Source organism: Brucella pituitosa (genome assembly GCF_003049685.1).
Lineage (GTDB): Bacteria > Pseudomonadota > Alphaproteobacteria > Rhizobiales > Rhizobiaceae > Brucella > Brucella pituitosa.
In genome coordinates, this window is the sequence record NZ_PYSY02000010.1 from 65,088 (window position 1) to 90,342 (window position 25,255).

Sequence of the window (25,255 nt, forward strand, 5' to 3'; positions counted from 1 at the left end):
CCTCGATCGATCCGCGCTTATGCCCGCTACTCTCGCAAGAAGAGCTGAACACCACCTGACACCGATACGGTTTCTGCTTCAGCGCTCTGTAAGAAATGAACCGCTCCGATCTGCGATAAACGAAAGCGGCAGACCTGCCGGCAGATCCGCCACGTCGAGCATCAACGATGATCTAGTCGCTATCAGTGCAGCGACATGCGTTTAAGTGTTCCGTCCCGTAGAATGAATTGGTGCCATAATGCTATCAGCGCATGAAGACCGGCCAGATAAAGAATGATGGTGCCGGCATTCTCATGGAAGTCGGCGATCAGTCCTGGAGCGCCCTGCACGGGAGCAGCAATGGCGGGTATGGAAATGCCGAAGAAGGATATGGGAACACCTATCCGCGAGGCGGCATACCAGCCGCTGAGCGGCAAGGCGAGCAGAAACAGATAGAGTACTGCATGACCCACCTTGGCTGCGAGGGCTAGCATCCCTTGCGTCTGAGATGCTGACGGCGCAGCGCCAGAAAGACGCAAGAGAATGCGTGGGAAAACAAGCACGAGCACGGCAAGCCCTAGAGAAAAATGCAACAAAGGCGGATTTTCCGCCATGCGGCGTCCACCCACCGACGTCAACCATGCTCCGAGGATCAACGCTGCAGTGATCCAGTGTATCACAACCATGCTTTTTGAATAACGATCAGGACTGCGAGACATGACAAGTCTTTCCTTGAATGAAGGCGCTCTATAAGCGGAGCGCCGGTTGCTTATTTGGCAGAGAGTTTTCTCGATGCGGCGGCTGCAAGGCATGCCCGGCGCCGCACCTGACGGCTATCCCTCGTTATCCCTTGATTTGCGACGGCGGTCATCGTCATGGTCGGATTCGCCAACCTTGTGTTTTATCTTGACTATAACAAGCGTAGCCGGATCAACTTTAGCCCTGAAAGCCGTTCCGGCTTTGTCGGAGCCGCGGACCTCATAACAGCCGTCGTCGATTTTGATCCGCGCCACGGTCCAACCGCGAGAAGTAGCCATGGCCTGAACCGCGTCCCTAGATTGCCACTTGTCCATCGACACATGGCAGTCATCACCGGCTCGCGCCACGCCACTTCCTGCTACGATCATTAAAAAGCAGATTGCCGCAAGGTAATTTACCATCATATCATTGTTCCTGATCAATGCGCTTCGAAGTGAACAATGCCAGCCATTTCTGACGAACAGCTGAAGCTGGCAAGGATATGACGTCAGAGGAATGACAGATTACAGCTTCAGTTAGAATTTCACATCTGACTGAATCGGGTCGACACGGGGCCGCTTCTTATTGAATAAAGGTGCTGTTGTATGCGGGTTCTGATGATCGAAGACGATACAATCCTGGGCAAGGCCGTTCGCGACCATATCGCCGTCAACCATTCCGTGGATTGGGTGACCCGGCTCGACGAAGCAACCGAGCATGTCAACTCTGCAGTCTACGACCTAATCCTGTTGGACCTGATGCTTCCCGACGGGCTGGGTATCAATTTTTTACGCAACCTTCGCGCCAAAGGCAGTGTCACGCCTGTCATTATCCTCACGGCACTGGACCAGATTACCGACAGGATCGAAGGTCTCGATGCCGGGGCAGACGATTACATGATCAAACCGTTCGATCTGGCGGAACTGTCGTCAAGACTGAATGCCGTTGCGCGACGTTACAGCGGCAATCCCAACCCATTGATCGAAATGGGCGACCTCCAGATCGATCTGGCCGCCAAGACCGTGAGGCAGGACGGGCGCCCCGTTGAACTGACCGGTCGCGAATGGGCACTGCTAGAAAACTTCCTGCAGCGACCTGGTATTGCATTGACCAAGTCGCAACTCGAGGACCGGCTCTATGCCTTTGGCTCAGAAGTCGAGAGCAATACAATTGAGGTCCATGTCAGTCGTCTCCGCAAAAAGCTTGGACATGCGATCATCAAAACGGTTCGCGGCATCGGATACCGGCTTGGAAACAATAGATGATGCAGCCAAAGAGCCTGCAATGGAGACTTTCGCTCTGGCTCGGGCTCGGCGCGGCCCTGTTATGGGTTGTAACAACGATTGTGACTGCACAGCTTCTGCAACACGAACTGAATAAGGCCTTCGATAGTGCCCTTGAAGAAACGGCGCAGCGCATTCTGCCGGTCGCGGCGCTTGAGATATTGGGACGCGATGCCGACGACACCGACCAACGAGTGGCGACCCTCCGCAAGCACGACGAATATTTCACCTATGTGGTGCGTGACGCAGACGGAACCGTGCAGATGCGTTCGCATAATGCGGACGTGACCAATTTTCCGCCCTATTCAAAAATGGGCTTCAGCAGCACACTGACCCATCGGCTCTACTCCGACGCCGCCGTGCAGGGCAGCCTCACGATTACTGTCGCTGAACCCCTCTCCCACCGGCGCGAAACGGCGAAGCACATATTATACACGCTTGCCGTACCTCTCGCCCTAGCCGTCCTCCTTGGCCTGACCGGTGTCTGGCTCATCGTGCGGCTCTCCATGGCGCCGGTGCGCAGTTTTCGCGATCAGATTGAGGTGCGTGGCGGCAGAGATCTGGATGCGGTTGCCGTCGACAGACTTCCCTCAGAGATTGGTAGCATTGCCAAGGCCGTCAACCGGCTGCTGGACCGCTTGAAACTGACACTAGAAGCGGAGCGTAGTCTTGCGGCCAAGTCGGCTCACGAATTGCGCACGCCGGTGGCAGCGGCGCTCGCTCAGTCGCAAAGACTAATCGCCGAGGCGCCCGATGCTACCACGCGCGAACGTGCGCAGGACATGGAAACGGCGCTACGCCGCCTCTCCCGCTTGACAGAAAAGCTGATGCAGCTGGCAAGAGCTGAGGGCGGACGGCTCCTTGCCGAAAAGCCAGTAAATATTGCTGCAATCCTTCGATTAGTTGTAAGCGAGGTCAGCGGATTTACCGATGCTGTCGGTCGCATCGAAATGACTCTCCCCGATTGCCCGGTGCTTAAGAGCATCGATGCGGATGCCTTTGCCATACTGGCGCGAAACCTGATCGAAAACGCACTCAAACACGGTGCACAGGACATGCCTGTTCTCGTAAGTCTTAAAAGCGACGGGGAACTGCGTGTTGTTAATGGCGGCCCAGTCGTGCCGCCCGAAACGCTTGCTCGGTTGAGCGAGCCTTACGAGCGCGGTCAGGCTCTGGTACGTGGTGCGGGACTTGGTCTTGCCATTGCCAAAACAATCGCGGCTGGCATAGGCGGTCGGCTAGAGTTTTTCTCCCCGGCATCAACCAAGAAAGACGGCTTCGAAGCGAGGTTTTCTTCCATTACATGAACGCCGAGACGGTGCACCACTGACCATTGAGAAGCGCCTCGCTGTTTTGATAACCAGTCAAGATTCTCCCCTCGCTTAACGCGAACATCCGAGCTAAAATTGATACTTATATGGCTTTTTTGGGCGGTCCTGCTCGTAATAAGCATTCGGCCTATCTCATGAAAAATGCTGTATCATAATGCTGATGTCACGCCCGATTATGGATCGTTCATCGGAACCATTTGGACAGGTTTCTCGTTATTTCTGTTTCTCTGGCCTTAGCGCTAATATCTACCGAGAATGGTTTGGGTCCCATATGAACCCGAGAGAGCGACAATGAGAAATTTTGAGAAAACTCGTGACCAGATGGTGGAACAGCTGGTCCATCGCGGTGTTCACGACGTGGGCAAGCCGGAAGCAATGGGCACCGCGCATGCGGAAAATTCATTGATGAAGGCTCTATCGAATTTGCATATGAAGACTCACTCCATCAATTCAAATGGCCAGGCGATTTCACAGCAGGAATCTGGACCGCGAAGAAGGGGAGAAAGTCATGATAGAAAATGGTTACAAACTTCAGAGAAGAGGCGACGGCACCTGGTCCGTGATCGATGCCTTCAAGGGCAATCCGGTCACGTTCGAAGGGCGGTTGCAGATCGCATTGAACGAGGACGAGGCGCAGCGGGTCCTCGACTGCCTCAACCGCCAGAATCTCGAACGTCATCCCGAAGACGGCAGCGGTCGCCTGCCGTGATCCAGAGCATTATCGAAACATGAAGTGATCAAACGTGCCTATCTTAAATAATCAGGAAGCGTATTGCTGAGTTTTCGAAAGGAGTATTCCATGCCGCTCTTTAACGAAGCGAGCCGTATCTACAAGCCGGAAGAAGTGACCTTCATGCGCAACTGCTTTTCCCATGCCGCGATCATTCTTGAGGAGAGCGACCGGGAGTATGCTGCAGCCGATCTTTCGTCCGCGATCATCATGCTTTACCAGAACGGCCTGAGAGATCTGAACTACATTGCTGAACTGGCATCGCGGCTTGCCCACAAACGCTATCAAGACCGCCACGCAGAAGCGCCCATTGCCGCGAACCTGAACATTCTGCCGGATTCGGACGGTCCTTCCTGATGCGTCAGCCCTCGCCCAACGACACGCTCCCTTAGGCATTCTTGTCCGCATCAACAAACTTGTTGAAGCGGCTGTCGCCCGCGTCTTCATAGAGGAAAGCCAGATTACGATCATCGAAGATGGCGAAGAAATCATCCCAGTTGATCTCTTCCAGATTCTCGTCTTTCTCCGCGAAGTCGATGCGCAATATACCGACGTCATTACCCGTATCCACCACTGCCGGACGTCCGTTGCGGTCTTCCGCCCCACCGGCGGATTTTGTCGTGGTCCCGTGTGATCTGAGCCATGTCTTATCCTTCCGCTTTGAATTTCTTCGCTTCTTCCAGCAGTTTTTGCCGGTCTCTGCCAAAACACTCAATCAACTGGCGGGCCTGAAGCGGCGAAATATCGGAGTTCTCGGCGAGAAACTTTACTTCTTCATCGTCCGTCAGCGGGGTGGTGGTTTTCTCGTTCATGGTCAACCTCATTTCTGATCTTCTGGCGGGTTGCTCGGCTGGTCCCCGCCCGTACCGGTTTGTGGCCGTTCGTTTTCACCCGGCTGCTGGATTGCGGGCTGATCGACCGAACCCGTCGCGGGCAGTGTCTGTATGCCCTGTTTTTCCGATACGGACCCACCGCCAGTCAGGCTCCACCCAAGGAAGAGAAGCAGCAGAACCGCCAGCGTGGCCAAAGCGAAGCGCGAAAAATATCCGAGTGTTCGCGACGAAGACTGGTCCCGTCTGTCCCGCTCAGGTTTCGATTGCATATTCATCACCATACCCATGAAATTGCGAAATAACCAATGACGACCATTGCGATGATGAACCACCAGACGAGATAGGCCGGGCCTTCCCGCATCTTTGCTTTTCCTCTGGCGGGTAGCGCCTTTTTCTCGGATGCCCACGCACGCAAGCCGGAAGCATGGCTGGAAGCGTTGCTGTCCTCAGTCGCCACAGTGTTGACACGGGTAGGCTGGGAATTGCCACCTGCCTCCGCATCCGTCTCCATCGGCGCTGCCGCAGGATCAAAACCGGGAACCTTGTCGCCGGTCTCACCCCGTTGGATTGCGCCCCTTGCACGAGCGCCAATGCTTTTATCCGGTGAAACTGCTTTCATCATTTTAGCCTCCCTGTTCCAACCACGAGGCAGACCAATTGTTCCGCAAAACCTTGTTGCGGCAATCTGGTTGGTTTTTCGGTCGCCCTTCCCGTTTCGTCCAACGAAACAATCCACGGTTTGAAAAGTTGGGCCACCAGTTCCAACGAATTGAGGCTCTCATGAAACACGACCCGAAAGTCGGCACCACGGACCAGAAACCGAAATGGGAAGGCCCGCCGGAAAACAGGCCTCACGGCTATGAACCTGCCGTTGATAACCCGGCAAAAAAGCGCGACGCTGCTGGGCACAGGCTGTCCGATCCCGACCGCAAGAACCTTTCCGATGCGCAGAGTGAGCCTCAGCATGCGGAACGAAAGGGCGACGACGGATGACGTGCCCAACTGAACGGCCGTTCCTTCACCCCACTGCTTGCTGCATTGTCGGCTGGTCCGGACTTGCCGGGCCGGGCGAAGGATGTTCGGGTATGGGAAGCGGCGGTATCTGTTCCGGTTCGTCGGGGCTGAATGGCCCCTTGTCCGGTTGCGGAATGGTGTCAGGCGGCTGGACGGGAATACCTTCCGGCTCCTTTTCGGGTATTTCCGGTGGGTCGGAGGGCAGCTCGGAGTCTGCGAGCAGGACGAACGGCAACGCCGCTCCCCATTCTTCGATATGGATTTTCATTCGATTTCTCCCTTCAGCGGGTGTCAAGCGTGATCCGGCCTGCCATAAGCCTTGCGCAGTTCATCCTTGGCTGCTTCCAGTACCTGCTTGCGCTTCTCCGGCAAATTCTTGCCGGCGCGGTTGATATAGAAGGTCAGCATGGACATGGCCGAACGGAACGGCTCTGCCTTGCGTTTGTGGCTCTTGTCGGCTGAGCGTTTCAGGGAAGCGGCAATTTTCTTCGGATCGTCCTGCTCGAACACTTGCGGCTCGAGGTCCAGCGCATCGCTTTGCTCGGTCACTTCGGCTGACCACTTCTTTGTCGGGGCCATATCAAAATTCCTCTCTTGCGAGCTTCGATAACTGCCGAAGGCTGCCCATGTTCCTTTTACCCTGTCCGCGACATCGGCTGGTTTCGTTGCCTTGAGGGAACAAACCGCTCGCAAGCCGGTTCGGAAGCACGTTTCAGCCGTCATGGCACCCAACTGGAGGAATCATCATGTTCTACGATGCCGCAAGGATCAAACTGCCCTTTTTCGACAGGGATCGCGTCGGGGCGGGCGAACCATCCCAGCACGAACCGCGCGATCATCAGGCACGGCCGACGCATGAGCAGCCGAACGCGCCGGGCAACCCGCGCCCGCCACAGCCGGACAACCCGCAACAGGACTTCGATTTCGACAGCCCCAACAGCAAGCGCCCGAATGATCTGGCCAACCCCAGCGCGCGTGAACTGCGGCGGGAAAGCCGTGGTACCGAACAGAACTGACCATCCCAGGAGGTGAAGATGCCTGCAAAATCCAAAGCACAGCAACAGGCTGCCGGCGCGGCTTTGGCCGCGAAGCGCGGAGACAAATCGAAAAGCGAACTGCGTGGGGCGTCCAAGGAAATGGCCAAATCCATGAGCGAAAAGGAACTCGAGAAGATGGCCTCCACCAAGCAGAAGGGCAAGCCCGAGCACAAGTCGAAATCCTGACGGGACGTAACGATGACCACTTTGAAATGGCTTGCCGTCGTGATGTTCGCCGTGGCGCTGCAGGGGTTGGGCAGCCTGTTCATCACTTCCGACAAGGGGGACGTTTCGCCGGAGAGCCCCACCCAACCGGCCGGCTCTCCCACGCAGCCCTGACGTTTTGATTTTGCCCAATGGGCGAAACAAAACGGTCGCTGGCGGGTTAGGTGTTCCGTCGTCGGGATTTTCAGCCGAACGACATTGACAGTTTCGGAACTATAGGAGGCCTGCAATGGCCAGCACCAAACAACGCAATCTCGAGGACATTTATTATGCGGAGCGCAAAATCCTGAAAACTCTTCCCAAGATGTCCCGCGCGGCCAATGATGAGAAGCTGAAGAGCGCGTTCGAAAAACACCGGGAACAGACCGAAGGACATGTGGAACGTCTGCAGCAAGGTCGGCCGGCAGAGTCATAAGAACTCCTGAATGAAAGGGGCAGTCGTGTGCTGCCCTTTCTTAACTCAGTTGCGGATTGAAAAGGCTAAGACGATGTTATCCAAGCCAATACCCGAGTAGGCAATGTAACTTTAACCTATGCGCGAACACAGCTGTATCTATGATACTGATATCATGGGGATTTCAAGCATGCTATTTCACGCCAGGTCTGCATGGCAGACTGGCGGAGAAAGCGGTGGTTGGAGCGGGGAAAGTGATGAAGATTGTAAATTGGATCGTGTATGGACGCAAACTTTTGCAAATGGCGCGCTGATTTGAACCGCTTCATCATCCGCTCGCGTCGCCGTATAGGCTGGTGGGAATTCTCTGCCCGATTGTTCAAACTCTTATGCTGACGGTGATCACATTGAGTGAGACCAATCTCCCGCTTGGCGGCACCATAAGAGCCAAGCTTGTCTGTGACCATGACACGGGGAGAAACACCCTGACTTGCTTAGTAATTTACGCATGAAACGCTTGGCAGCCTGGGTATCACGGCGTTTCTGTACCAAAATATCAAGGACAAAGCCGTCCTGATCGACAGCCCGCCACAAAATATGCCGCTCACCTTTGATGGTAATGAAACCTCATCAAGGTGCCATTTACCGCCAAGGCGCGGCGTGCGGCAACGGATCTGATTGGCATAGTCCCGACCAAACTTCTCCGCCTATTCCCGCACCGTCTTATGGGTAACAATAATGCCGCGGTAAGCTAGCATGTCTTCAACCATGCGAAAGCTCAGTGGAAAACGGAAATACAGCCAAACCGCTTCAGCAATAATCTCGGCCGGAAAACGATGGCGGTGATAAAGCGAGGGCGGCTGTCGGTCATAACCAATTCTATAATCGCACAAACTTACGGAAACTTAAGGTTACGATGCCGCGCTCGGTCACCGTCAATGATTTTGGCGGCGGTGCAAAATCACTGCAGGCTTTGGTCGGCTCGGTCGACGTGGTCAGCGGGGCCTATGAACACACCATCCGCATGCAAAATCGCGGTCAGGATATCAAGGCGATCTGCGAACTTGGTCAGTTTCCCGGGATCTGCATCGCGGTGCGCAAGGACCTCGCAGGCGAGATCAAAACCATTGCCGACCTCAAAGGCCAGAATGTCGGGGTGACGGCACCGGGGTCGTCAACCTCGCTGTTCCTGCAATATGCATTGATCAAGAACGGCCTCTCAGCGGATGATGCATCCATTATCGGTGTTGGCGGCGGCGCCAGCGCTGTAGCAGCCGTCAAAAAGGGTGAAATCGCTGCCCTTGTGCACCTCGATCCAGTCATTACCCGTCTGGAGGTCGACGGTGATATCACCATCCTTCTCGATACCCGCACGGAAGCGGGAACCCGCGCCTTGTTCGGTGGCACACCCCGCCGCCGCCATCACCTATGTCCAGCAAAGCTTCATCGACGCCAACCCCGTCACCACCCAGCGCGTGGTCAATGCCTTTGTCAAATCGCTGAACTGGATCCACCAGGCATCCGCTGATGATGTGGCCGACGCCGTGCCGGAGGAATACCTGCTGGGTGACCGCGCCCTCTATAAGACCGGATTTGAGAAATCGCGCGCCATGTATTCCGAAAAAGGCATCATCGCAGCCGATGGTTTTGACAGCATGATGAACATGCTCAAGGCGCTTGATCCCGAACTCGCCGATTCAAAGATCAGCTTCGAGCAGACCTTTGACCCGCGATTTGCGCAAGCGGCCAAGACGTAACAGGGTTAAACCAGCATCATCTGTTCCGGCAAGCCTGTGCTGCCGGAACAGCCCGCAGCACCTTTGATCGAGCTTTGATCGCGAAAGCGACAATTCCGACACGACGGGTCAGCCGATCGAACCAATTGCTCCGACGCGCGTTTAAAAACCGAGAATTTCGCGCGAAGGAACATCAACTTGACGCAACAGGCAGTAACGCAGAAGCGACAATTGCGGCAGTCCCGGCCCTATTGGGAAACAACCCCGAAAATCACCCTGACCACCCGACAAAAGCCCGCGCACCGGCATTACGATGTCATCGTGGTGGGTGCCGGCATCAGTGGCGCGCTGATCGCCCAGGCGCTGATGGACGGCAAACGGAAAATCGCGATCCTCGATCGTCGGCGACCGGTGTTTGGCAGCACAATGGCCAGCACCGCGATGCTGCAGCATGAGATCGATGTTCCACTGTTCAAGCTCAAGAAGCTTTTGACAGCGAAAGCCGCCGAGCGCATCTGGCAACGCTCGGCCGACAGTGTCGATGCCTTGATCAAGCTGACAGGAGAGCTTGATATAAATTGTAGCATGCAGCGCAAAAAGACCCTCTATCTGGCCGGTGACGAGTATGGCGCACGCGCGCTCAAGGAAGAAGTCGAAGCGCGGCAGGCGATTGGCCTTCGTGCGGAACTTCTCGACGCCCACACATTGAAGCAACGCTTTGCGATCGAGCGGACGGCTGCGATTGAAAGCGATATGTCGGCCTCCGCCAATCCCGCCCAATTGACCGCAGGTTTGTTGCGGCACTGCGTGAAAGGCGGTATCGAAATCATTCGCGACACGGAAATCACCGATTTTCTCAGTCTCAACGATCAGATCGCTCTCGCCACCGCGCAAGGCGCGGTGATAAGCGCCGGCGCTGTCGTGTTCTGCACCGGCTATCAATTCCTCAAAGCGCTGGCGCATAAGAATCATCAGATCATCTCGACCTGGGCGATCGCAGGTACCAAGCAACAGCCCACACCCGCCTGGCTGCGTGATTATCTGGTCTGGGAGGCGTCCGATCCCTATCTTTATTTTCGCACGGCCAGCGATGGCAGACTGATCGCCGGTGGCGAGGATGAAGCCTCTGAGGACGCGTTTGAGGACCCACAAAAAGCCGCGGGGAAAAGCCAGACAATTGCCGGCAAAATTAGCGCATTGATCGGCTGTGACATACGCAAGCCCGCTTATCAATGGTCGGCGGCCTTCGGCTCGACGCCCACGGGTACGCCGATGATCGGGGCCATCGATGGCCATCCAAATGTCTATGCTGCGATGGGCTATGGTGGCAACGGCATCACCTTCAGCAAGATCGCTGCGGAAATTCTCGCCAAGGCGATCGGTGGCGGGGAAGATCGCGACGCAGCACTGTTCGCCTTTCTCTAGCCGCAGCACGTCGGCACCGGCAAACTGCGTGCAAGCCGCAGTCCGCAGGCGTGCCCGAAAGCCTGACGGAACAATCCGCAACGCGCGCGTTTATCCTTCTACGAGCCTTTGCAGCCGCTTGGTTTACCCTATCAAGGGTTGCGAAAGAATCAAGCTCCAGGCACGATCGCCTTGACAGTCGTGGCCTGGCGTAACGATCTTATAACCGGAGCAGGAAAACGCATGACGTCCCACCACACCGATCCCCTCACCCAGGATGAAGATATCAAGTTTCTGGCGAAAAACTCCGATCTGTCACCGCTTCAGGCCAAAGCGCTGATCGAAAAATTTGGCCGTGACCGCGAAAAATTGCTCGAGGAGGCCAAGCGGTTCAAAGCGGAAAGCTGATCCTCGCCGGGCTGAGCACCATTTCGCCTCTCACGCTGGAAGGAGGGGATGGCGTCCTGCGCAAACCATAAAGCATCGGCTGAATGAAGCGGGGCAGCGGTGCAACGCCCCGCGCGCCCGGTGTCTTATTTTTTGACGAAGACGGCGCCTCAACAGTCATTGGCTCGGGTTGTTGTGCCCACATGGCGCAGCCATTTCAAGGCGATCCGCTCATCCTGATCAAGCAGTGGTGCGACAACACGCAGGCGGGAGGCCGCTTGCACCATTGCTGTCAGTTGATCCTGCTCCCATTGCTCAAAAACCAACGGATGAATATAGGAGCGTCTGCAGACGACGCGTGTGTTGCAAAGCCGTTGCGCGATTCTGTCGATTTCCGCGTTCAACACCCGTTTCGACGCTGCCGCGCCTTCGGGACGCGGCAAGGCTGACAATCCCTTCACAGCCGAGGCCGTCGCTGCCCAGGTCCGGAAATGCTTTGACGTGAAATCAGCCTTCGTCACATCCCGCAGATAGTCATTGATATCCTGCGAGGTGATCGCATGGCGTTTCCCTTCATCACAGACATACTGGAACAGGTGCTGACCTGGGAGTTCCTGCAACGAGCGAATGATTGTGGCGATCCGTCTGTCGGAAATCTTCAGGTTCCAGTCCTTTCCGGATTTTCCCTTGAAGATCAGCCGCAAGTTGTTGCCATCATTTTTTTAGATGACGGTTGCGCAGGGTCGTCACGCCAAAGCTCTTGTTGGAGCGCGCATAGTCGGGGCTGCCGACGCGCACAAGCAACCGGTCCATCAGCCAGACAATCGTCGCAGTCACTTTTTTCACGACACAATGAGCGCCGCCGCATATCGGCCTCGACCTGCCGGCGCAAGCTGCTCAACACGGTTGCGAAATCACCCAGACTGGAGAACTTCGTCTCGCCCTGCATTGCTGACCATTCGGAATGATAGCGGTATTGTTTGCGCCCACGCAGATCCCTGCCCGTTGCCTGAATATGGCCGTTGGGATGCGCGCAGATCCAGACATCCTGCCAGGCGGGCGGAATGGCCAGCGCCTTGATGCGCTCAATGTCGCCGGCAGAGACGCGGCCTGCGCCAACGCCCTTATAACGGAAACCCGCACCGCAGCGCAGGCGTTGAATGCCGGGCTCACTGTCGCTGACATAGTGCAGGTCGCGCTCAAGCACCGGTGCGGGCTTTTCTGCAGCAGAAGCGTTCAATCGGTCAAGCAAGTGGCACCTCTTAGCGTTAGCGCAGCGAAAGCCTGCAGCCATCAACGCAGAGCGCCCGGCCGGGTTCCCGGTTATGCGACGCTGCGGAACCAAGCCACGATTGGCGAGTTCAATCCTGCAATCGGGCCTGCAATCGGGCCTGCAATCGGGCCTGCAATCGAAAGGGATAAAACGGTGCCCAGTGCGTTTTGGAAAGGCTATCTCAAACTCTCGCTCGTCACCTGTGCAGTTGAACTGCGACCGGCCACCAGTGACAGCGAACGCGTGCGCTTTCACACGCTCAACGAGAAGACCGGAAATCGGGTGATCAGTCGTTACGTCGATCAGCAGAGCCAGAAACCGGTGCGCGATCAGGACCAGGCGAAAGGTTTCGAGAAAGCGGAAGGTGGCTATATCATCCTGGAGGACGACGAGCTTGAAGCCGTCGCGCTGGACAGCACGCGAACCATCGATATCGACAGATTTGTCCCACGCGACACCATTGGCTGGATCTGGTATGACAAGCCACATTTTCTGACCCCCGCCGATAAGGTTGGCGCGGAAGCTTTTGCAGTTATTCGCGAGGCCATGGACAGCGCCGGCGTCTCCGGTCTGGCGCGTCTTGTGATGTATCGCCGCGAGCGTGCCGTTCTGCTCGAGCCACGCGACAAGGGCATTGTGCTCTGGACACTGCGCTACGGCGACGAAGTGCGTGATGAGAAAGACTATTTCAGTGCGATCGAGGCGAACAAGCCCGAAAAGAAAATGCTGACCATGGTGCGCAGCCTCATCAAGAACAAGACGGAAGACTGGAACGAGCAACTGCTGACAGATCCCGTGCAGAAAAACCTCAAGCGGATGATCGCCGCCAAGAAAAAGAAAACGAAACCGCATGCCGCAAGCAAGCGCCAGGCCAATCCGTCAGGCGGGGGCAATGTCATTGATATCATGGAAGCGCTGCGCAGGAGTCTGGAAAAAGACCGCAAGAAATAGCTTTGGGCGCAGCCCTGTCGCAAGACGCGCAAACCCGATTGGCCATCCGTTGAAAAATGCATCGCTTTAACGCGATATGCACTCAGGAGATTGCCCGCTTTCGTCACCTGCCGCAATCCTCCCAACATGCCAGCTATCAGCTGGCGCTTGCGTGGTTAAAGCCGAAGAGCCCGTGACAATTGCCGGTTTCATGTCCATTTCCATCGCCATCAGCGACCGGATTGCCCTGCCGTGATTGCTGGTTCCGGGCACAGTGAAACCCGTCGCCTTGCTTATCCGGACACATGGCTTGGGGCCAATCAGCCGCATCCTAGACATGCCCGACCCCTGCCTGCACAGTTGGGCCCTGCACTGTTGAGCCCTGCAATTGACGGCGTATTTTCAAGCGGCGGCAGCTGCCGGCTGCAATTCTTTTGGTCACCATACTTAAGCGATTTAAATATTATTATTCCCTTTATTATATAGTCTTGAATTTAAAGCATGCAAACCTGCAATAACTTGCCATTTTCGAACGCCACTTCGAAAGATATAAGCGCGTTAATTGGTTCTTTAACAAAATCTTAACCATCCTCTATAATAATAGGCATTATAACCACTCTTTCTATGCGCTAATATTTATATTTCTACTGTCTAATATTGCATTGTCTATTTTCGTATCAGAGTCGGTCCGAGAACTTATTCATGTTGAACAAAGTCTTCGTAGCATGAGGTGAATTGATGCCAATTCGAGAAAGGCGAGTGCATTTCTCGACAGGTTCTCAAGATCCTTTGCCAGTCTTCGACATCTCCCCAGCCACGCAAATGTGGGCTCAACGACCTAGCGCCGTGGCAATATCTCGAAGCCCTTGGCAGTATCGGACCGTTTCACGATCTCGATGGTCAGGCCGGGCATGGCCTTCTTCTGACCCTTGGCAAAGACCGCCCCCCTGATAACCGCCATCAGCAAACAGCTGCTTCAAAAAAGGATAACCCCAAACAGCGTCTTCAGGACCAGCACGCCGCCGTCGCGCTCCTGGATGTCGGCCGGATGGACTAACGCATGCAGCAAAAGCCCTACCGTATCAACGAGGATATGACGCTTCTTGTCTTTGATCTTTTTCTCAGCATCATACCCGAACGGGTCGACACAACGCCCCCTTTTTCCGCGCCTTTGACGCTTTGGCTGTCGATGACCGCTGCAGTTGGACTGGCTTCGCGGCCCATGGCTTCCCCTACATTTCAGGTAGAGTTCCTCGTGAATGCGAGCAAGCGTGCCATCCCAATTCCAGAGATCGAAATAGCCAAACAACGTGCTACGGGACGGCAGATCTTTCGGTACGGCGCGCCATTGGCAACCTGTCGACAGGATGTACATCAGGCCGTTGACAACCTCCCGCAACACAACCGTCCGTTTTCCCCCACCCCGCTTTCCCGCCGGGATCAACGGCTCGACAAGGGTCCATTCCTCATCCGTCAGGTCACTCGGACAACGCATTTGCTGCGATCATAGCGTCCGCGGCTCTCTGTCGTCCGCATTGAGCCTTCCTCACATGAAAAGATGCATTAAGGAATCACAACTCAGAGACAACTGCAAACCCTGTTGCAGCTAATTAATTCTGAATACAAATAAAGGGTCCGGACGGACACTCAGACCTGCGCGTAACAGTGCGTAGTGAAAAGTGGATTTCTCAGACATGCGACTGCGGTCAACCGGAACAATGCCCGCTGAGGCGATCATCTTAGAGGCTTGAATGTCAGCTCCCCTCCCGCGTCGCCGCACGCAGCTTTTGTGTTCTGCAGCCGTTGGTCTTGCAAGCCCGGTCGTGGCAAACCTGCCCGCGATGGCGCAGCCACAAATCACCTATACCGGCTCGGTGACACCCACACCACCGCCCGGGGCGACCGATTGGGACTTCTCTTCCAGTCAGACCCTCGTCGTTGGATTTCAGACTGCGGGCTCACTGAGCATCACAGGCGGTGCCAAAGGCACAGGTGATACGGTCCATGTGGGCGATCAGGGCTTCTTTGGCTCCGCTGATCTCTTGGTGGATGGAGCCGGCTCCAGCCTGCAGATCGCCGACCTCCGCATTGGCAACGAGAATAACAGCACTGGCACGGTGACGATCAGCAATGGTGGTGGGATCACCCTCAATTCAGTCGATCCGTTTTCTGTTACTGTTGGTAACTATTCAAACACCACTGCCGATGTGATTGTTTCCGGCGCTGGATCTTCGCTCACCGCCAATCAACGCATCATCATTGACGGCGACGGCACCGGCCATGTCACAATCTCCGGCCAGGGCTCAGCCTGGAATGGGCAGCATGGCATCTGGGTTGGACAATTCGGTAACGGCAGCGTGGACCTTTATGATGGCGGCACCATCAACGATAACACACTGGAAATAGCGTACAAAGCCGGAACCACGGGTATCGTCAAATTCGGCGGCGCCGCTGGGGCGCCAGCCAGGGCCGGCGGAGTCCTCAATGTCGCGACCATTGAATTCAATCGCGATGGCGGCGGCAGCAACGGAGTCCTAAACTTCAACACAACCGATACTGTTGCCGTCCACGCGGACATCAAGGGCGCAGGGACGATCAACCAGATCGCCGGAACGACGGTCTTCACTGGCAACGGCGATGATTTTACCGGCGTCACCAATATCACCGGGGGCGTGCTGCAGCTTGGCGATGGCGGCAACAGTGGCACCCTCGCTGGCAATATCAATACCGGAACCGATGCCGCCCATGCCGGCATGCTGGCTTTTAATCGTGCCGATAATGTCGAATTTTCAAACCCTGTCTCTGGCGCAGGTGCGGTCCGGCAGATGGGCACAGGCACGACCACGCTCGTGCAGGACAATAATTATGCCGGAGGCACCTGGATCATCGCAGGGACCTTGTCGGTGGCCTCCGACGCCAAGCGCGACCTTGCAACCGGCGCAGTCACATTGGATGGCGGCACGCTGCACGTGACCGGCAGTGCCGTTGGCAGCGCCGCGCGCAGTCTCACGCTCGGGAATCACGGCGGTGGCTTTGATATTGCTGAGACTTCCAACACAGTCACAGTGGCGCAAAGCCTGTCGGGAGCGGGTCAGCTGTGGAAACACGGTCAGGACACTCTGGTGCTTTCGGGCGATAACAGCTTCTCCGGAGGCTTGCATTTTGAATGCCGGTACCGCAAAGGCCGGCATGACCGATCATGCCTTTGGTTCGGGCATTTTGAATGTCGAGGCTGGGGCAACCGCTGATCTTGATCAATTCAACACTTCAACCGGCGGCCTTGCAGGCGCGGGCAGCGTGGCGCTCAATGCCGCAACGCTGACGCTTGCGCAAGACAGCAACACCCTGTTCTCCGGCACCATCAATGGCAGCGGTGGCCTTGTCAAGGATGGCGAGCAGGCGGTTGTCGGCGGCGCCTTCGCCTATACATTGCAGCAAGGTGGCGCCCAGGACGGCTCACAGGGCGCCAATGACGGCAACTGGTATCTGGTCTGCCATGCGCCGGATCCGGATACACCGCCTGTCGATCCGACCTGTCAGGACACCAACAGCTGTCCACCACCACCCAGCACACGCTACAGTAACGGTGCACCGGTGTATGAAGGCTATGAGCAGAACATGATGGCGCTCAACAAGCTGCCAACATTGCAGCAGCGGGTTGGCAATCGCTATTTTGCAGGGACCATCGCTTCTGATGCCGCTGCGACTTCCGGTGTCGGCGCTGGTGCTGGTGCAGGCGCGGAGCAGCCGGGCATCTGGGCACGCGTTGAAGGCGCGCATAACCGACTTGAACCCTCCACCTCGACCGCGCGCATGAAACAGGACATCAACACGCTTGAGATGCAGGCCGGTGTCGACGGACAGTTCTATGAGAATGACCAGGGCCGTCTGCTTGTCGGCATCACCGGCCAATATGGTCATGCCAAAGGCGATGTCTCCTCCATGCATGGCGATGGAACCATCACCACCGATGCATGGAGCTTCGGTGCCACCGCCACCTGATACGGCAATGACGGGTTCTATCTCGATGGTCAGGGCCAGGTGACATGGTTTGACAATGACCTTGTTTCCTCAACCGCCACTCAGTCGCTGGCCAATGGCCGCAAGGCGACCGGCCATGCGGTGAGCCTTGAAAGATGCAAGCAGATCCCTCTTGCAGGCAACTGGTCGCTGACCCCGCAGGCGCAGCTCTCCTGGTCGTCAATCAGTGCCAACAGCTTCCGTGATGCGTGGAATGCCCGGATTGGTGTCGATGATGGTGACAGCCTTGTCGGTCGCCTGGGACTCGCCGCCCAATATGCCACCGCCTGGAAAGATGATCAGGGCCGTGCAAGCCAGGCTTCGCTCTATGGCATTCCCAATCTCTATCAGGAGTTCTTAGGCGGAACCACGGACGATCCGTCGGGTGTTGATTTTAACACCGACAATGACCGGACCTGTGGTGGCATTGGTCTGGACGGTACCTATGCCTGGGCCGACAGCAAATATGCGCTTTATGGCGAAGGCTCGGTCAATACAGGCCTCACCCACTTTGCCGACAGCTACAGCCCCAGGGCCAATGTTGGCTTCAAGGTGAACTGGTAACGTCGCACCTCAATGAAGAAAAAGAGCGGTTACGAACGCCCTTTTTCCATGAGCTGCGGATTTCTCCACAGTGTCAGCTCTGCGCTATTGGCACACTCATGAACGCGAAGCCGCCGCAACTGTCGTTTTGTTGTGGTTATCGGTCGTCATCATCCGCTCTCACTCTGATCAGCTTCTGATCAGCTCAAGCAAAGCTTAAGTTTCACCGCGAAATCACACGATTGGCGAAAAGAAGAAGAAAGCAGCTGATCGTTGCAGCAAGCGGGTTTCAATTCTTTAGCTCGCCTTTTTGGCCCCACCCTGCTTCGCGGGCGTTTTCTTGGCAGCCGGTTTTCGGCCAACCGATTTCTTTTTTCCCACCTGCTCCTTCAGCGCTCTTACGCAGCGCTTCCTTGAGATCAATGACCTGCGCGGATTTCGCTGGCGCCGGTTTCTTGAACGGTTTGCCTGCAATTTTAGCCTTAATCAGATCGGCCAGCGCCGTATCATAATGGTCATCAAAACCGGCCGGATCAAAACTGCCCATCTTGGTATCGATAATATGCCTGGCGAGATCGAGCATTTCCTTGTCGAACTTGAAACTGCCAATGTCTGAAAACGCTTCCTTGGTCGAGCGCACCTCGTAGTCGAAATTCAGCGTGGTCGCGAGAAGCCCCTCACCATATGCGCGGATCAGCAGTTTGCGAGCGCGCCGAAACAACACCGCCTCGGCAATCGCCCCAACTTTTTGCAGTTGCATCGCCTCGCGTAGCAAGTTGTAGGCTTGCTGATTGTCGTCATTCGGCGCCAGGTAATAAGGCCGGTCAAGATAAACATCATCAATCGCGTCGCAGGCAATAAAGCACAGCACATTAAGCGTCTTGTCGCTTTCAGGCACAGCCGCAGCGATTTCGTCGTCGTTAAAACTGACATAGGTCCCCGAGGCGATCTCATATCCCTTGACCTGATCCTCGCGGTCGACCGGTTTGCCGGTGTCGCTGTCGACAAATTCGCGACTGAGCCGATTGCCCGTCTTGCGATTGATCAGATGAAAGGAAACCCGGTCCGATGTTGACGCCGCCGTGTAAAGCGCGACCGGACAGAGCAGTTCGTCGACCTTGATCTGTCCCTTCCAATTTGCGCGCGGTGCCATTGTTATGCTCCATCCTCGTGCGAACTCGCCCTGCCGATCCTTTTCAAAATTTTCTCAAAGGCAAAGCCAAAGCCCAGCAACAAGGGGAGACCCAGCAACACGATCCAGAAAAATAACCATCCCATCGATTTCCTCCCTCCTGCTGTAAGCATTTCGATCAGGCAGCGGCATTGATACCCCGCGCCAGTTTCCATGCTGAACAACCCATCCTGTTGAAAATGGTTCCCTCTCGCTGCAAACCATTCAACGCCCCTCTATTGCCGATATCGCCTGCGGATCAGGACGCATCGGCCGTCGACATCTCTCTGCCACAGGCACCATTGACACCGGTCTCTCCGTCTCGCCGAAACGATGTCTTTTTAGAAAGTTCGCCAGTTGCAGCTGTGGCGTTCCTGCGCGCTTTTTCACACTCTGCATCAACCCGGTCTCGGGTTGTCTCCATCGTGGTCGCTCATTCTTCTCAACAAGCTTGCGGGCGGCCTCCAACATTTCACCTATCTTCGCGCGAAACAAAGCAAGGGAACCAAGGCGTTCGCTGTTCGTTATGAGAAAATTCGCGGTGCATGGAGGCTTTGATGAGAAACGTCGACAGGAAAGATCGTTTGATCCTGGCGCTCGCGGCGCTACTGCGGGCTGAACGCGAAACCCGTGGCGCGCTGGAATCAGCCCTTCAAAACGAAACTGTGAGCATCGAGACATTGCGCGCCATCCTCTCCGATCCGGTCCCGGTGATCACGGAAGACGACATCTCATTTGCCGAGGATTTCGCCCGCTCACGACATCTTCCTCCGTTTCACCTCACAAACAAACCACTCAGCGCAGTGAAGCGAACGCCCTGACGATTAAGCCTATCCCTCTTTGCGCTCTTTGTTCTCCGGCGGGCGGAAATACTGTTGTCGTTTTCCAGAAAAGCGCTAATCTTCCGCCATCTCCTGTTAGATATTGTTTTGGAATTTCTCATCGGAGCGCACTGTGAGCGATAACAAATTTATGCAGGATGGAGCTGCGCCATTGACCTCCAACATGCATGCGGCAAGCCCAACCGCTTCCAACGCATCGGCGGGCGTCCCTGACTGTGTTAGCCTGCTTGGGACAATCAACTGGCCCACAAGTCCTCTTGGCCCGATGGATGGCTGGCCGCCTGCCCTGCGTTGCGCGCTGGATCTCGCCCTTCCCTCCGATGCGCAGATTGTCATTTTTTGGGGTCCTCAGTTCATCGCGCTTTATAATGATGCCTATCGTCCAACCATCGGTCACAAACATCCCGCAGCCTTCGGTCGACCGGCCCAGGAGAACTGGTCGGAATTGTGGGATGATCTTAAACCATTGCTTGAAACCGTGCTGGAAACAGGTCAGACCGTTTCCGCGCAGAACCGCCCTTTTCACATCGAGCGTTTCGGCTATCCCGAAACCGTTTATTTCGATATTTCCTATTCTCCGATCAGCGCTTCTGACAATGGTGCCCTGGGCGTGCTTTGCATCGTCAATGAAACCACCTCGCGCGTCATCGCGCAGCGCAAGCTCACCGAAAACCAGCAGCGGCTGGAGCTGCTCTTCTCTCAAACGGATGCCGGAATTGCCCTGAGCGAGCACACGGGCAGGCTGATCAAGGTCAATCCTCGGCTCTGCGCGCTTTCCGGCCATCGTGAGGAAATCCTGCTGGCTGGCGGGCTGGAGGCTGTGCTTGAACCCGCTGAACTGGACGCTTACCTTACTTCACTCAAAGCGCTGTTCACCAACGGAGAAAGCTTTCTTCATCGATTCAGCCTGCTCGGCGCCAATGGTCGCCACACGCCTGTCAGCTGTGCGGCAAGCCCGGTGCGCGACGACACCGGCCTCATAACCCATGCGGTCTGGACAATTATCGACATCACGGAACAATTGCGCGCGCAGGAACTGGAAAGTCAGCTGGCGGCAATCGTTTCTTCTTCCCATGACGCAATTCTGAGCACTGATCTCGAAATGCGCATTCTGAGCTGGAATCACGGCGCGGAACGTCTTTATGGCTACAGCGCTGACGAGGCTATCGGGCGCAAAGTCACCATGCTGCTCCCATCCGACAGGATGACCGAAGAGGTCGAAATCATCGAAAAAATCTCTCGCGGTCTCGCCATCGCACCCCATGAAACAGTGCGGCTGCACAAGAACGGCGCACGACTGGATGTTCAGTTGACGGTATCGCCGGTCCGGGATGGCAATGGACGCATCATTGGTGCGTCCAAAAGCGCCCATGATATCTGCGACCGAAAAAAGTCCGAACAATTGCAGCAGGCAATTCTGGGCGAGATGAAACATCGTATCAAGAATGTCCTGGCCACCGTCCAGGCTTTGGCACGCCAGACCTTTCGCAATCCCAGTCATAAAAGCGCCTATCAGACCTTCGAAGCCCGACTGGGCGCCATGGCCCGAACCCACGATCTTCTCACCGCCGATGTCTGGCAGGCGACAGAACTCAACAAACTGGTGGAGGAGGCGCTGCTGCCATTCGGTCTTTCCAATTTTGCGATCAATGGCCCGAAGATCGACGTTTCTTCACGCGCGGCCATGGCCTTTTCTCTCGGCCTGCATGAATTGGCGACTAATGCGTCGAAATATGGTGCGCTTTCAGTGCCGGGCGGCTCTGTTGACGTCACCTGGACCCACGACCCAGCATCGCAGCAACTCAATTTTGTCTGGAGAGAAAAAGACGGTCCCAGCATCTCCGCTCCCAAAAGCAGCGGCTTTGGCAGCAAACTCATCGAGCGCGTTCTCGCAGGAGAAATCAGTGGTAGCGTTGAGCTGAATTATCACCCCGACGGTTTGCACTGCCAGCTGAGCACAAAGATCACTCATCTCACCCAATAAACCTAAAAGCCCAATTTAAAATCTTCGGCTGTGCGTTCGGCTTATTATCTGCCGATCGCCGCGTCTTGCCTCGCCCGCCAAAGCGTCAGGCGCTCTGACGACGACCGCACCGCCTGATCCGCAAGGCCCATGTGCGCGCCTCCGATATTTCTTCATAAATTTAACCCGAGGCATGAAACAAAGCTGCCTCCTGGAGGTTCGGTCACCATGCGCATGCAACAGGCATCGCGCAACCACGCGCAATTTAATGGAGGAGCCGGAAAATGGCCAAAGCAAAGCAACGTAATCTTGATGATCTGTTTTATGACACTTTGAAAGATATCTACTATGCCGAACGCAAGATCCTCAAAGCGCTACCAAAAATGGCGCGCGCCGCAAATGATGACAAGCTGAAAGCGGCGTTCGAAACCCACCGGGAACAAACCGAAACCCATGTTGAGCGCCTGCAGCAATGTTTCGAACTGCTCGGCAAGCGCGCGCAGGGCAAAACCTGTGACGCCATCGAAGGCATCATCGCTGAAGGCGAGGAGATCATGGAGGAGTTTTCCGACAGCCCAGCGCTTGACGCGGGTTTGATCTCGGCTGCCCAGGCAGTCGAGCATTACGAGATCACCCGTTATGGCACACTCAAACGCTGGGCTGAAACCCTCGGCCATAAGGATGTCGCCAAGCTTCTTGATGCAACCTTGCAGGAAGAAGGCCAGACGGACAAGGATCTGACCTCGCTCGCCGAAACTTCGGCAAACGTCACCGCTCAGGCCGCCTGACCTCAAGGCTCATTCCAATGCTTGCCCGGGCGCGCGAGCGTCCGGGCCGACCAGAGAGATTGACCGACGCATATTCTTCAAAGGAAGGCGCAATGGCTTGTGTGAGTGGACTTTTTGACAGCTTTGATGAAGCCTATGATGCGATGTCAGCCTTGCGGGAAGCCGGAATAGAGGCAGAGCATGTGAGCCTCATCACCAACAATGTGGTTTTGCAGGGAGACCAGCAAGCAAGAATTTGCGGTGCCCCGCAATCGGTTGAGTGCCTGAACGATGCCGCAGCGCAACCGTCACCGCACGACAGTCACACCCTTGACTCACTTGACGCCCTGGCCATCATGTCGCTGCCGGGAATTGGCGAGGTGGCTGTGATTGGCTGGGTCACCGCCTCTCTTGTTGGCGTGGCTGGATCCACGCACAATGCATCCGAGCCCGCAAGCATCGTTAACACCCTGCAACAACATGACATTTCCGAACGCATGGCTGATACATACAGCGAAGCGCTGCGTCGCGGCAGTACGCTGTTGCTCACGCGTTGTGATGAAGCGGAGGTCAATAAGGTGGAAGCACTGCTCGATGAATGGGGCAGTGTGAAGATCGACGAGCGCCGCGATCTCTATGTGGCGGAGGGTTGGATAGCATTTGATCGTACAATGCCGCCTTTGACCTTTGAAGAGATCGAAAGGGATCGCCGTGCCAGGGGGCTCGACCGATGAAAAAGATTGACCCGACCAAGGCACGTCAAGGGTCTAAAGGCCGTCCGGTGCTGCTTGTTCTAGTGATGAGCCTTGTTCTCGCCCTCATTGTCTGGGCTGCGGTCGAATTCTACGGGCAGATGCGTCCCGGACGTGGCTTTATGGACGATGACGCCAAGCCGCCGGCTTCCGCTCCTTCGCAAACGCCGCCCTCGGCCACCGGCCGCCAATAAGCCTGTTACTCTTTGATGCCTGCCCTTGTTTGCCAGGGTTTCCCATGGCCTTAGCGACACAGATTCTCATTCCGCCTCTGCTCCCGCGATGTCCCGTCAATATTGACGCGGCGGCTGATGTCAGCCGCGCCGAACCGTCCCCACTTCCCGCGCCGCTGATTGCCCGGCTGCATTGTCGGGCTGACCAACCGGATGCTCCCACGGCTTGCCTTCTGTGGACGGCACGCTTGGAGGCTGGCCCTCTTGCCCGCATGTCAGACCCATCGATCGCCAGCTGCGGCCCCAACGCGCGGAAAGCCAATCGTGAACGATGTTACAACGGCAATTTCGGAACATCCAGTGTTGCGCCGGGTTAGACCCTCGTCACGCGCGACAAAACATCATCCTAAAACAGGAAATTGGGAAGGAAAAAACAATGGCACAGAATCATAGCCAGGGCGGCAGCCACGAACAGCACGTCAAGGCCGGCCAGCAGAGCCACAAAAACACCGGCAAGCAGGCCAGCAACCGGGACGATAACAAAGAGAACCCATCGTCTTCGCGTGGCGGCACACATGAGCAGCATGTGAAGGCCGGGCAACAAAGCCATAAAAATTCATAGACCCAAAAGGGCAGCTTCGGCTGCCCGCACCGGGCTGTACCCGGAAAGGCTGGAGCAATGTCTTGCAGAACCCCCGAAAATAGCACAACCGACTGCGTGCTTGAACCCGACGAACTCGTTGCCATGATCCCCGCATTGAGGGCATTCGCGCGCAAATTCTACAATCAAAGAGAAGACGCCGAAGATCTCGTTCAGGAAACACTCGTCAAGGCGATCGCCAACCGCGCGAAATACCTACCCTATGCGCCGCTCAAATCATGGTTGTTTACCATCATGCGCAATACATTCTGTACCCGCATTCGGATCCAGAGCCGCGAAGCACCCGGGATCATGGATTGTGTTTCCCAGGATATGGCGGTCAAAGCGTCCCAGGAATACGCGCTCGAAGCGCATGAGGTTCAACTGGCGCTTGAAACCTTGCCGGTTAAATATAAACGGGTGCTTGCCCTGGTGGTCTTTGAAGGCAAGTCCTATCAACGGACAGCCGAACTCTGTGACTGCTCGGTCGGTACAGTGAAAAGCCGCCTGCATCGTGCCCGCTACAAACTTCACACGATCGTCGACGGTCACCGCTAAAAAACATTTACCAGGTAAAATCTGTTCACGCGCATGACTTGTAATTTTCATCCAATCATGGCCAACTCACTGTAATGGTTCATTCAAAGCTTGGCACGCCGCATTTGTATCGCGGCAAGAATATACTAATTTTTGAGGATAGCTTCCTTCTGACCGAGGACGCAAAAACCAAGCTTGTGGAGCTGGGAGCCTCAATTCTCGGACCCGTCAGCACCCCGGAAACCAGCCTCACTCTGCTGGCAGGCGAAACGGTCGATGCGGTCATACTGGATGTTGCAATCGAACCCGAAGCGGTTCTGCCGGTGATAGCGGCGCTGGAAACCTATCGCATTCCCTTCATCTTCGCGCTCGCGGCCCATCCAGGTCTCGATGGGCAGCGCTTCGCAGGTTTTGTGCTCAGTGCCATGGATGACGATCTTGCGACGATCGCCACCGCATTGTTCGGTCAATCCGACCTGGTTCACTGACCCATGCGATCAGTCAGGGTGCAAGCATGCATTGCTACATGGCATCTTTGAACCTGCGACTTGCT

General features: G+C 55.9%; 34 protein-coding genes and 4 pseudogenes. 23 read left to right on the plus strand and 15 right to left on the minus strand.

The window, feature by feature from the left end:
• Positions 1 to 182: 182 nt before the first annotated feature.
• Together C9380_RS26315 and C9380_RS26320 are read right to left on the minus strand one after the other, a co-directional pair.
• Complete coding sequence (locus tag C9380_RS26315; RefSeq protein WP_128095135.1) at positions 183 to 698, minus strand: cytochrome b; 516 nt, start codon at positions 696 to 698, stop codon at positions 183 to 185.
• Positions 699 to 812: 114 nt separating this feature from the next.
• Entirely contained in the window at positions 813 to 1,142 is a 330-nt protein-coding gene (locus C9380_RS26320) for a PepSY domain-containing protein (protein WP_235889938.1), read from the minus strand.
• A gap of 180 nt (positions 1,143 to 1,322) precedes the next feature.
• Between C9380_RS26320 and C9380_RS26325 the strand changes: the two genes are divergently transcribed.
• From C9380_RS26325 to C9380_RS26345, 4 genes are all read left to right on the plus strand, one after another.
• The gene (locus tag C9380_RS26325; protein WP_128095136.1) at positions 1,323 to 1,982 is read left to right on the plus strand and encodes a response regulator; all 660 of its coding nucleotides are present in this window, start codon (positions 1,323 to 1,325) and stop codon (positions 1,980 to 1,982) included.
• The gene (locus C9380_RS26330) at positions 1,979 to 3,307 is read left to right on the plus strand and encodes a sensor histidine kinase (protein WP_128095137.1); all 1,329 of its coding nucleotides are present in this window, start codon (positions 1,979 to 1,981) and stop codon (positions 3,305 to 3,307) included. The genes C9380_RS26325 and C9380_RS26330 overlap by 4 nt, the downstream gene beginning before the upstream one ends.
• A gap of 532 nt (positions 3,308 to 3,839) precedes the next feature.
• Positions 3,840 to 4,040, plus strand: a complete 201-nt coding sequence (locus tag C9380_RS26340) for a hypothetical protein (protein ID WP_094574821.1) — start codon at positions 3,840 to 3,842, stop codon at positions 4,038 to 4,040.
• A 90-nt stretch (positions 4,041 to 4,130) separates the two neighbouring features.
• A complete protein-coding gene (locus tag C9380_RS26345) occupies positions 4,131 to 4,418 on the plus strand; it encodes a hypothetical protein (protein ID WP_094574817.1) in 288 nt (95 codons plus the stop codon).
• Between the two features lie 31 nt (positions 4,419 to 4,449).
• Here the strand turns inward: C9380_RS26345 and C9380_RS26350 are convergent, their stop codons facing one another.
• From C9380_RS26350 to C9380_RS26360, 4 genes are all read right to left on the minus strand, one after another.
• Positions 4,450 to 4,635: a hypothetical protein gene (locus tag C9380_RS26350; RefSeq protein WP_328587911.1), complete on the minus strand. Its 186-nt coding sequence runs from the start codon at positions 4,633 to 4,635 to the stop codon at positions 4,450 to 4,452.
• 73 nt (positions 4,636 to 4,708) lie between these two features.
• On the minus strand, positions 4,709 to 4,873 hold the full coding sequence (locus C9380_RS27045) for a hypothetical protein (RefSeq protein WP_164844756.1): 165 nt from the start codon (positions 4,871 to 4,873) through the stop codon (positions 4,709 to 4,711).
• A gap of 8 nt (positions 4,874 to 4,881) precedes the next feature.
• A complete protein-coding gene (locus C9380_RS26355; RefSeq protein ID WP_235818724.1) occupies positions 4,882 to 5,163 on the minus strand; it encodes a hypothetical protein in 282 nt (93 codons plus the stop codon).
• A 5-nt stretch (positions 5,164 to 5,168) separates the two neighbouring features.
• Positions 5,169 to 5,513, minus strand: a complete 345-nt coding sequence (locus C9380_RS26360) for a hypothetical protein (RefSeq protein WP_094574874.1) — start codon at positions 5,511 to 5,513, stop codon at positions 5,169 to 5,171.
• A 161-nt stretch (positions 5,514 to 5,674) separates the two neighbouring features.
• Between C9380_RS26360 and C9380_RS26365 the strand changes: the two genes are divergently transcribed.
• Positions 5,675 to 5,887 (plus strand): hypothetical protein, encoded by a 213-nt coding sequence (locus C9380_RS26365; RefSeq protein WP_094574813.1) that lies wholly within the window; start codon positions 5,675 to 5,677, stop codon positions 5,885 to 5,887.
• A 25-nt stretch (positions 5,888 to 5,912) separates the two neighbouring features.
• Here the strand turns inward: C9380_RS26365 and C9380_RS26370 are convergent, their stop codons facing one another.
• Entirely contained in the window at positions 5,913 to 6,176 is a 264-nt protein-coding gene (locus tag C9380_RS26370; RefSeq protein WP_128095138.1) for a chitin-binding protein, read from the minus strand.
• A 23-nt stretch (positions 6,177 to 6,199) separates the two neighbouring features.
• The gene (locus tag C9380_RS26375; protein ID WP_094574809.1) at positions 6,200 to 6,487 is read right to left on the minus strand and encodes a DUF3175 domain-containing protein; all 288 of its coding nucleotides are present in this window, start codon (positions 6,485 to 6,487) and stop codon (positions 6,200 to 6,202) included.
• 167 nt (positions 6,488 to 6,654) lie between these two features.
• Between C9380_RS26375 and C9380_RS26380 the strand changes: the two genes are divergently transcribed.
• From C9380_RS26380 to C9380_RS26390, 4 genes and pseudogenes are all read left to right on the plus strand, one after another.
• On the plus strand, positions 6,655 to 6,924 hold the full coding sequence (locus C9380_RS26380; protein ID WP_094574807.1) for a hypothetical protein: 270 nt from the start codon (positions 6,655 to 6,657) through the stop codon (positions 6,922 to 6,924).
• An 18-nt stretch (positions 6,925 to 6,942) separates the two neighbouring features.
• Complete coding sequence (locus C9380_RS26385; RefSeq protein ID WP_094574805.1) at positions 6,943 to 7,131, plus strand: DUF3008 family protein; 189 nt, start codon at positions 6,943 to 6,945, stop codon at positions 7,129 to 7,131.
• Between the two features lie 12 nt (positions 7,132 to 7,143).
• The gene (locus C9380_RS27050; protein WP_158447766.1) at positions 7,144 to 7,284 is read left to right on the plus strand and encodes a hypothetical protein; all 141 of its coding nucleotides are present in this window, start codon (positions 7,144 to 7,146) and stop codon (positions 7,282 to 7,284) included.
• Between the two features lie 115 nt (positions 7,285 to 7,399).
• A pseudogene (locus tag C9380_RS26390) lies at positions 7,400 to 7,564 on the plus strand (YciE/YciF ferroxidase family protein); the annotation flags it as partial.
• A gap of 173 nt (positions 7,565 to 7,737) precedes the next feature.
• On the opposite strand, the pseudogene C9380_RS26395 reads toward C9380_RS26390, so the two are convergent.
• Positions 7,738 to 8,442 (minus strand): annotated as a pseudogene (locus C9380_RS26395) (IS6 family transposase).
• 53 nt (positions 8,443 to 8,495) lie between these two features.
• Here C9380_RS26395 and C9380_RS26400 point away from each other — a divergent pair.
• The 3 genes and pseudogenes from C9380_RS26400 to C9380_RS27055 all read left to right on the plus strand — a co-directional run.
• Positions 8,496 to 9,321: pseudogene (locus C9380_RS26400) on the plus strand (ABC transporter substrate-binding protein); the annotation flags it as partial.
• Positions 9,322 to 9,498: 177 nt separating this feature from the next.
• On the plus strand, positions 9,499 to 10,725 hold the full coding sequence (locus tag C9380_RS26405; RefSeq protein ID WP_128095139.1) for an NAD(P)/FAD-dependent oxidoreductase: 1,227 nt from the start codon (positions 9,499 to 9,501) through the stop codon (positions 10,723 to 10,725).
• Positions 10,726 to 10,947: 222 nt separating this feature from the next.
• Positions 10,948 to 11,112, plus strand: coding sequence for a hypothetical protein (locus tag C9380_RS27055; protein WP_164844759.1), 165 nt, complete (start codon positions 10,948 to 10,950; stop codon positions 11,110 to 11,112).
• Positions 11,113 to 11,261: 149 nt separating this feature from the next.
• Here the strand turns inward: C9380_RS27055 and C9380_RS28290 are convergent, their stop codons facing one another.
• Positions 11,262 to 11,795: a hypothetical protein gene (locus tag C9380_RS28290; protein WP_252869931.1), complete on the minus strand. Its 534-nt coding sequence runs from the start codon at positions 11,793 to 11,795 to the stop codon at positions 11,262 to 11,264.
• A complete protein-coding gene (locus C9380_RS29015) occupies positions 11,786 to 12,343 on the minus strand; it encodes a hypothetical protein (protein WP_435373160.1) in 558 nt (185 codons plus the stop codon). Before C9380_RS29015 ends, C9380_RS28290 begins: the two co-directional genes overlap by 10 nt.
• Positions 12,344 to 12,517: 174 nt before the next feature.
• On the opposite strand from C9380_RS29015, the gene ku (C9380_RS26415) reads away from it, so the two are divergent.
• Positions 12,518 to 13,315, plus strand: a complete 798-nt coding sequence (gene ku, locus C9380_RS26415) for a non-homologous end joining protein Ku (RefSeq protein WP_128095140.1) — start codon at positions 12,518 to 12,520, stop codon at positions 13,313 to 13,315.
• Between the two features lie 817 nt (positions 13,316 to 14,132).
• Here ku (C9380_RS26415) and C9380_RS28435 read toward each other — a convergent pair.
• Complete coding sequence (locus C9380_RS28435) at positions 14,133 to 14,255, minus strand: hypothetical protein (protein ID WP_268876667.1); 123 nt, start codon at positions 14,253 to 14,255, stop codon at positions 14,133 to 14,135.
• 15 nt (positions 14,256 to 14,270) lie between these two features.
• A complete protein-coding gene (locus C9380_RS26420; RefSeq protein WP_247877694.1) occupies positions 14,271 to 14,789 on the minus strand; it encodes an IS5 family transposase in 519 nt (172 codons plus the stop codon).
• 256 nt (positions 14,790 to 15,045) lie between these two features.
• Here C9380_RS26420 and C9380_RS26425 point away from each other — a divergent pair, with 256 nt between their 5' ends.
• Positions 15,046 to 16,542: an autotransporter-associated beta strand repeat-containing protein gene (locus C9380_RS26425; RefSeq protein WP_128095141.1), complete on the plus strand. Its 1,497-nt coding sequence runs from the start codon at positions 15,046 to 15,048 to the stop codon at positions 16,540 to 16,542.
• Positions 16,484 to 17,878 (plus strand): annotated as a pseudogene (locus C9380_RS26430) (autotransporter family protein). The gene C9380_RS26425 and the pseudogene C9380_RS26430 overlap by 59 nt, the downstream one beginning before the upstream one ends.
• A gap of 268 nt (positions 17,879 to 18,146) precedes the next feature.
• Here the strand turns inward: C9380_RS26430 and ku (C9380_RS26435) are convergent.
• Positions 18,147 to 19,010 (minus strand): non-homologous end joining protein Ku, encoded by an 864-nt coding sequence (gene ku / locus C9380_RS26435; protein ID WP_128095142.1) that lies wholly within the window; start codon positions 19,008 to 19,010, stop codon positions 18,147 to 18,149.
• 2 nt (positions 19,011 to 19,012) lie between these two features.
• The gene (locus tag C9380_RS26440; RefSeq protein ID WP_128095143.1) at positions 19,013 to 19,204 is read right to left on the minus strand and encodes a hypothetical protein; all 192 of its coding nucleotides are present in this window, start codon (positions 19,202 to 19,204) and stop codon (positions 19,013 to 19,015) included.
• A gap of 381 nt (positions 19,205 to 19,585) precedes the next feature.
• Between C9380_RS26440 and C9380_RS26445 the strand changes: the two genes are divergently transcribed.
• The 8 genes from C9380_RS26445 (at position 19,586) to C9380_RS26480 (ending at position 25,190) form a co-directional block, all read left to right on the plus strand.
• On the plus strand, positions 19,586 to 19,849 hold the full coding sequence (locus tag C9380_RS26445) for a hypothetical protein (RefSeq protein WP_128095144.1): 264 nt from the start codon (positions 19,586 to 19,588) through the stop codon (positions 19,847 to 19,849).
• Between the two features lie 133 nt (positions 19,850 to 19,982).
• On the plus strand, positions 19,983 to 21,854 hold the full coding sequence (locus C9380_RS26450; RefSeq protein ID WP_247877695.1) for a PAS domain-containing sensor histidine kinase: 1,872 nt from the start codon (positions 19,983 to 19,985) through the stop codon (positions 21,852 to 21,854).
• A 263-nt stretch (positions 21,855 to 22,117) separates the two neighbouring features.
• The gene (locus tag C9380_RS26455) at positions 22,118 to 22,621 is read left to right on the plus strand and encodes a YciE/YciF ferroxidase family protein (protein ID WP_094574795.1); all 504 of its coding nucleotides are present in this window, start codon (positions 22,118 to 22,120) and stop codon (positions 22,619 to 22,621) included.
• Positions 22,622 to 22,713: 92 nt separating this feature from the next.
• Complete coding sequence (locus tag C9380_RS26460) at positions 22,714 to 23,334, plus strand: hypothetical protein (protein ID WP_128095145.1); 621 nt, start codon at positions 22,714 to 22,716, stop codon at positions 23,332 to 23,334.
• Complete coding sequence (locus C9380_RS26465; RefSeq protein ID WP_128095146.1) at positions 23,331 to 23,546, plus strand: hypothetical protein; 216 nt, start codon at positions 23,331 to 23,333, stop codon at positions 23,544 to 23,546. Before C9380_RS26460 ends, C9380_RS26465 begins: the two co-directional genes overlap by 4 nt.
• Before the next feature lie 415 nt (positions 23,547 to 23,961).
• Positions 23,962 to 24,147: a hypothetical protein gene (locus C9380_RS26470; protein ID WP_094574787.1), complete on the plus strand. Its 186-nt coding sequence runs from the start codon at positions 23,962 to 23,964 to the stop codon at positions 24,145 to 24,147.
• Positions 24,148 to 24,204: 57 nt separating this feature from the next.
• Positions 24,205 to 24,723 carry an RNA polymerase sigma factor gene (locus C9380_RS26475; RefSeq protein WP_128095147.1) on the plus strand — a complete coding sequence of 173 codons (519 nt, stop codon included), beginning with the start codon at positions 24,205 to 24,207 and terminating at the stop codon, positions 24,721 to 24,723.
• A gap of 74 nt (positions 24,724 to 24,797) precedes the next feature.
• On the plus strand, positions 24,798 to 25,190 hold the full coding sequence (locus C9380_RS26480) for a response regulator (protein WP_128095148.1): 393 nt from the start codon (positions 24,798 to 24,800) through the stop codon (positions 25,188 to 25,190).
• The last annotated feature ends 65 nt before the right edge of the window (positions 25,191 to 25,255 follow it).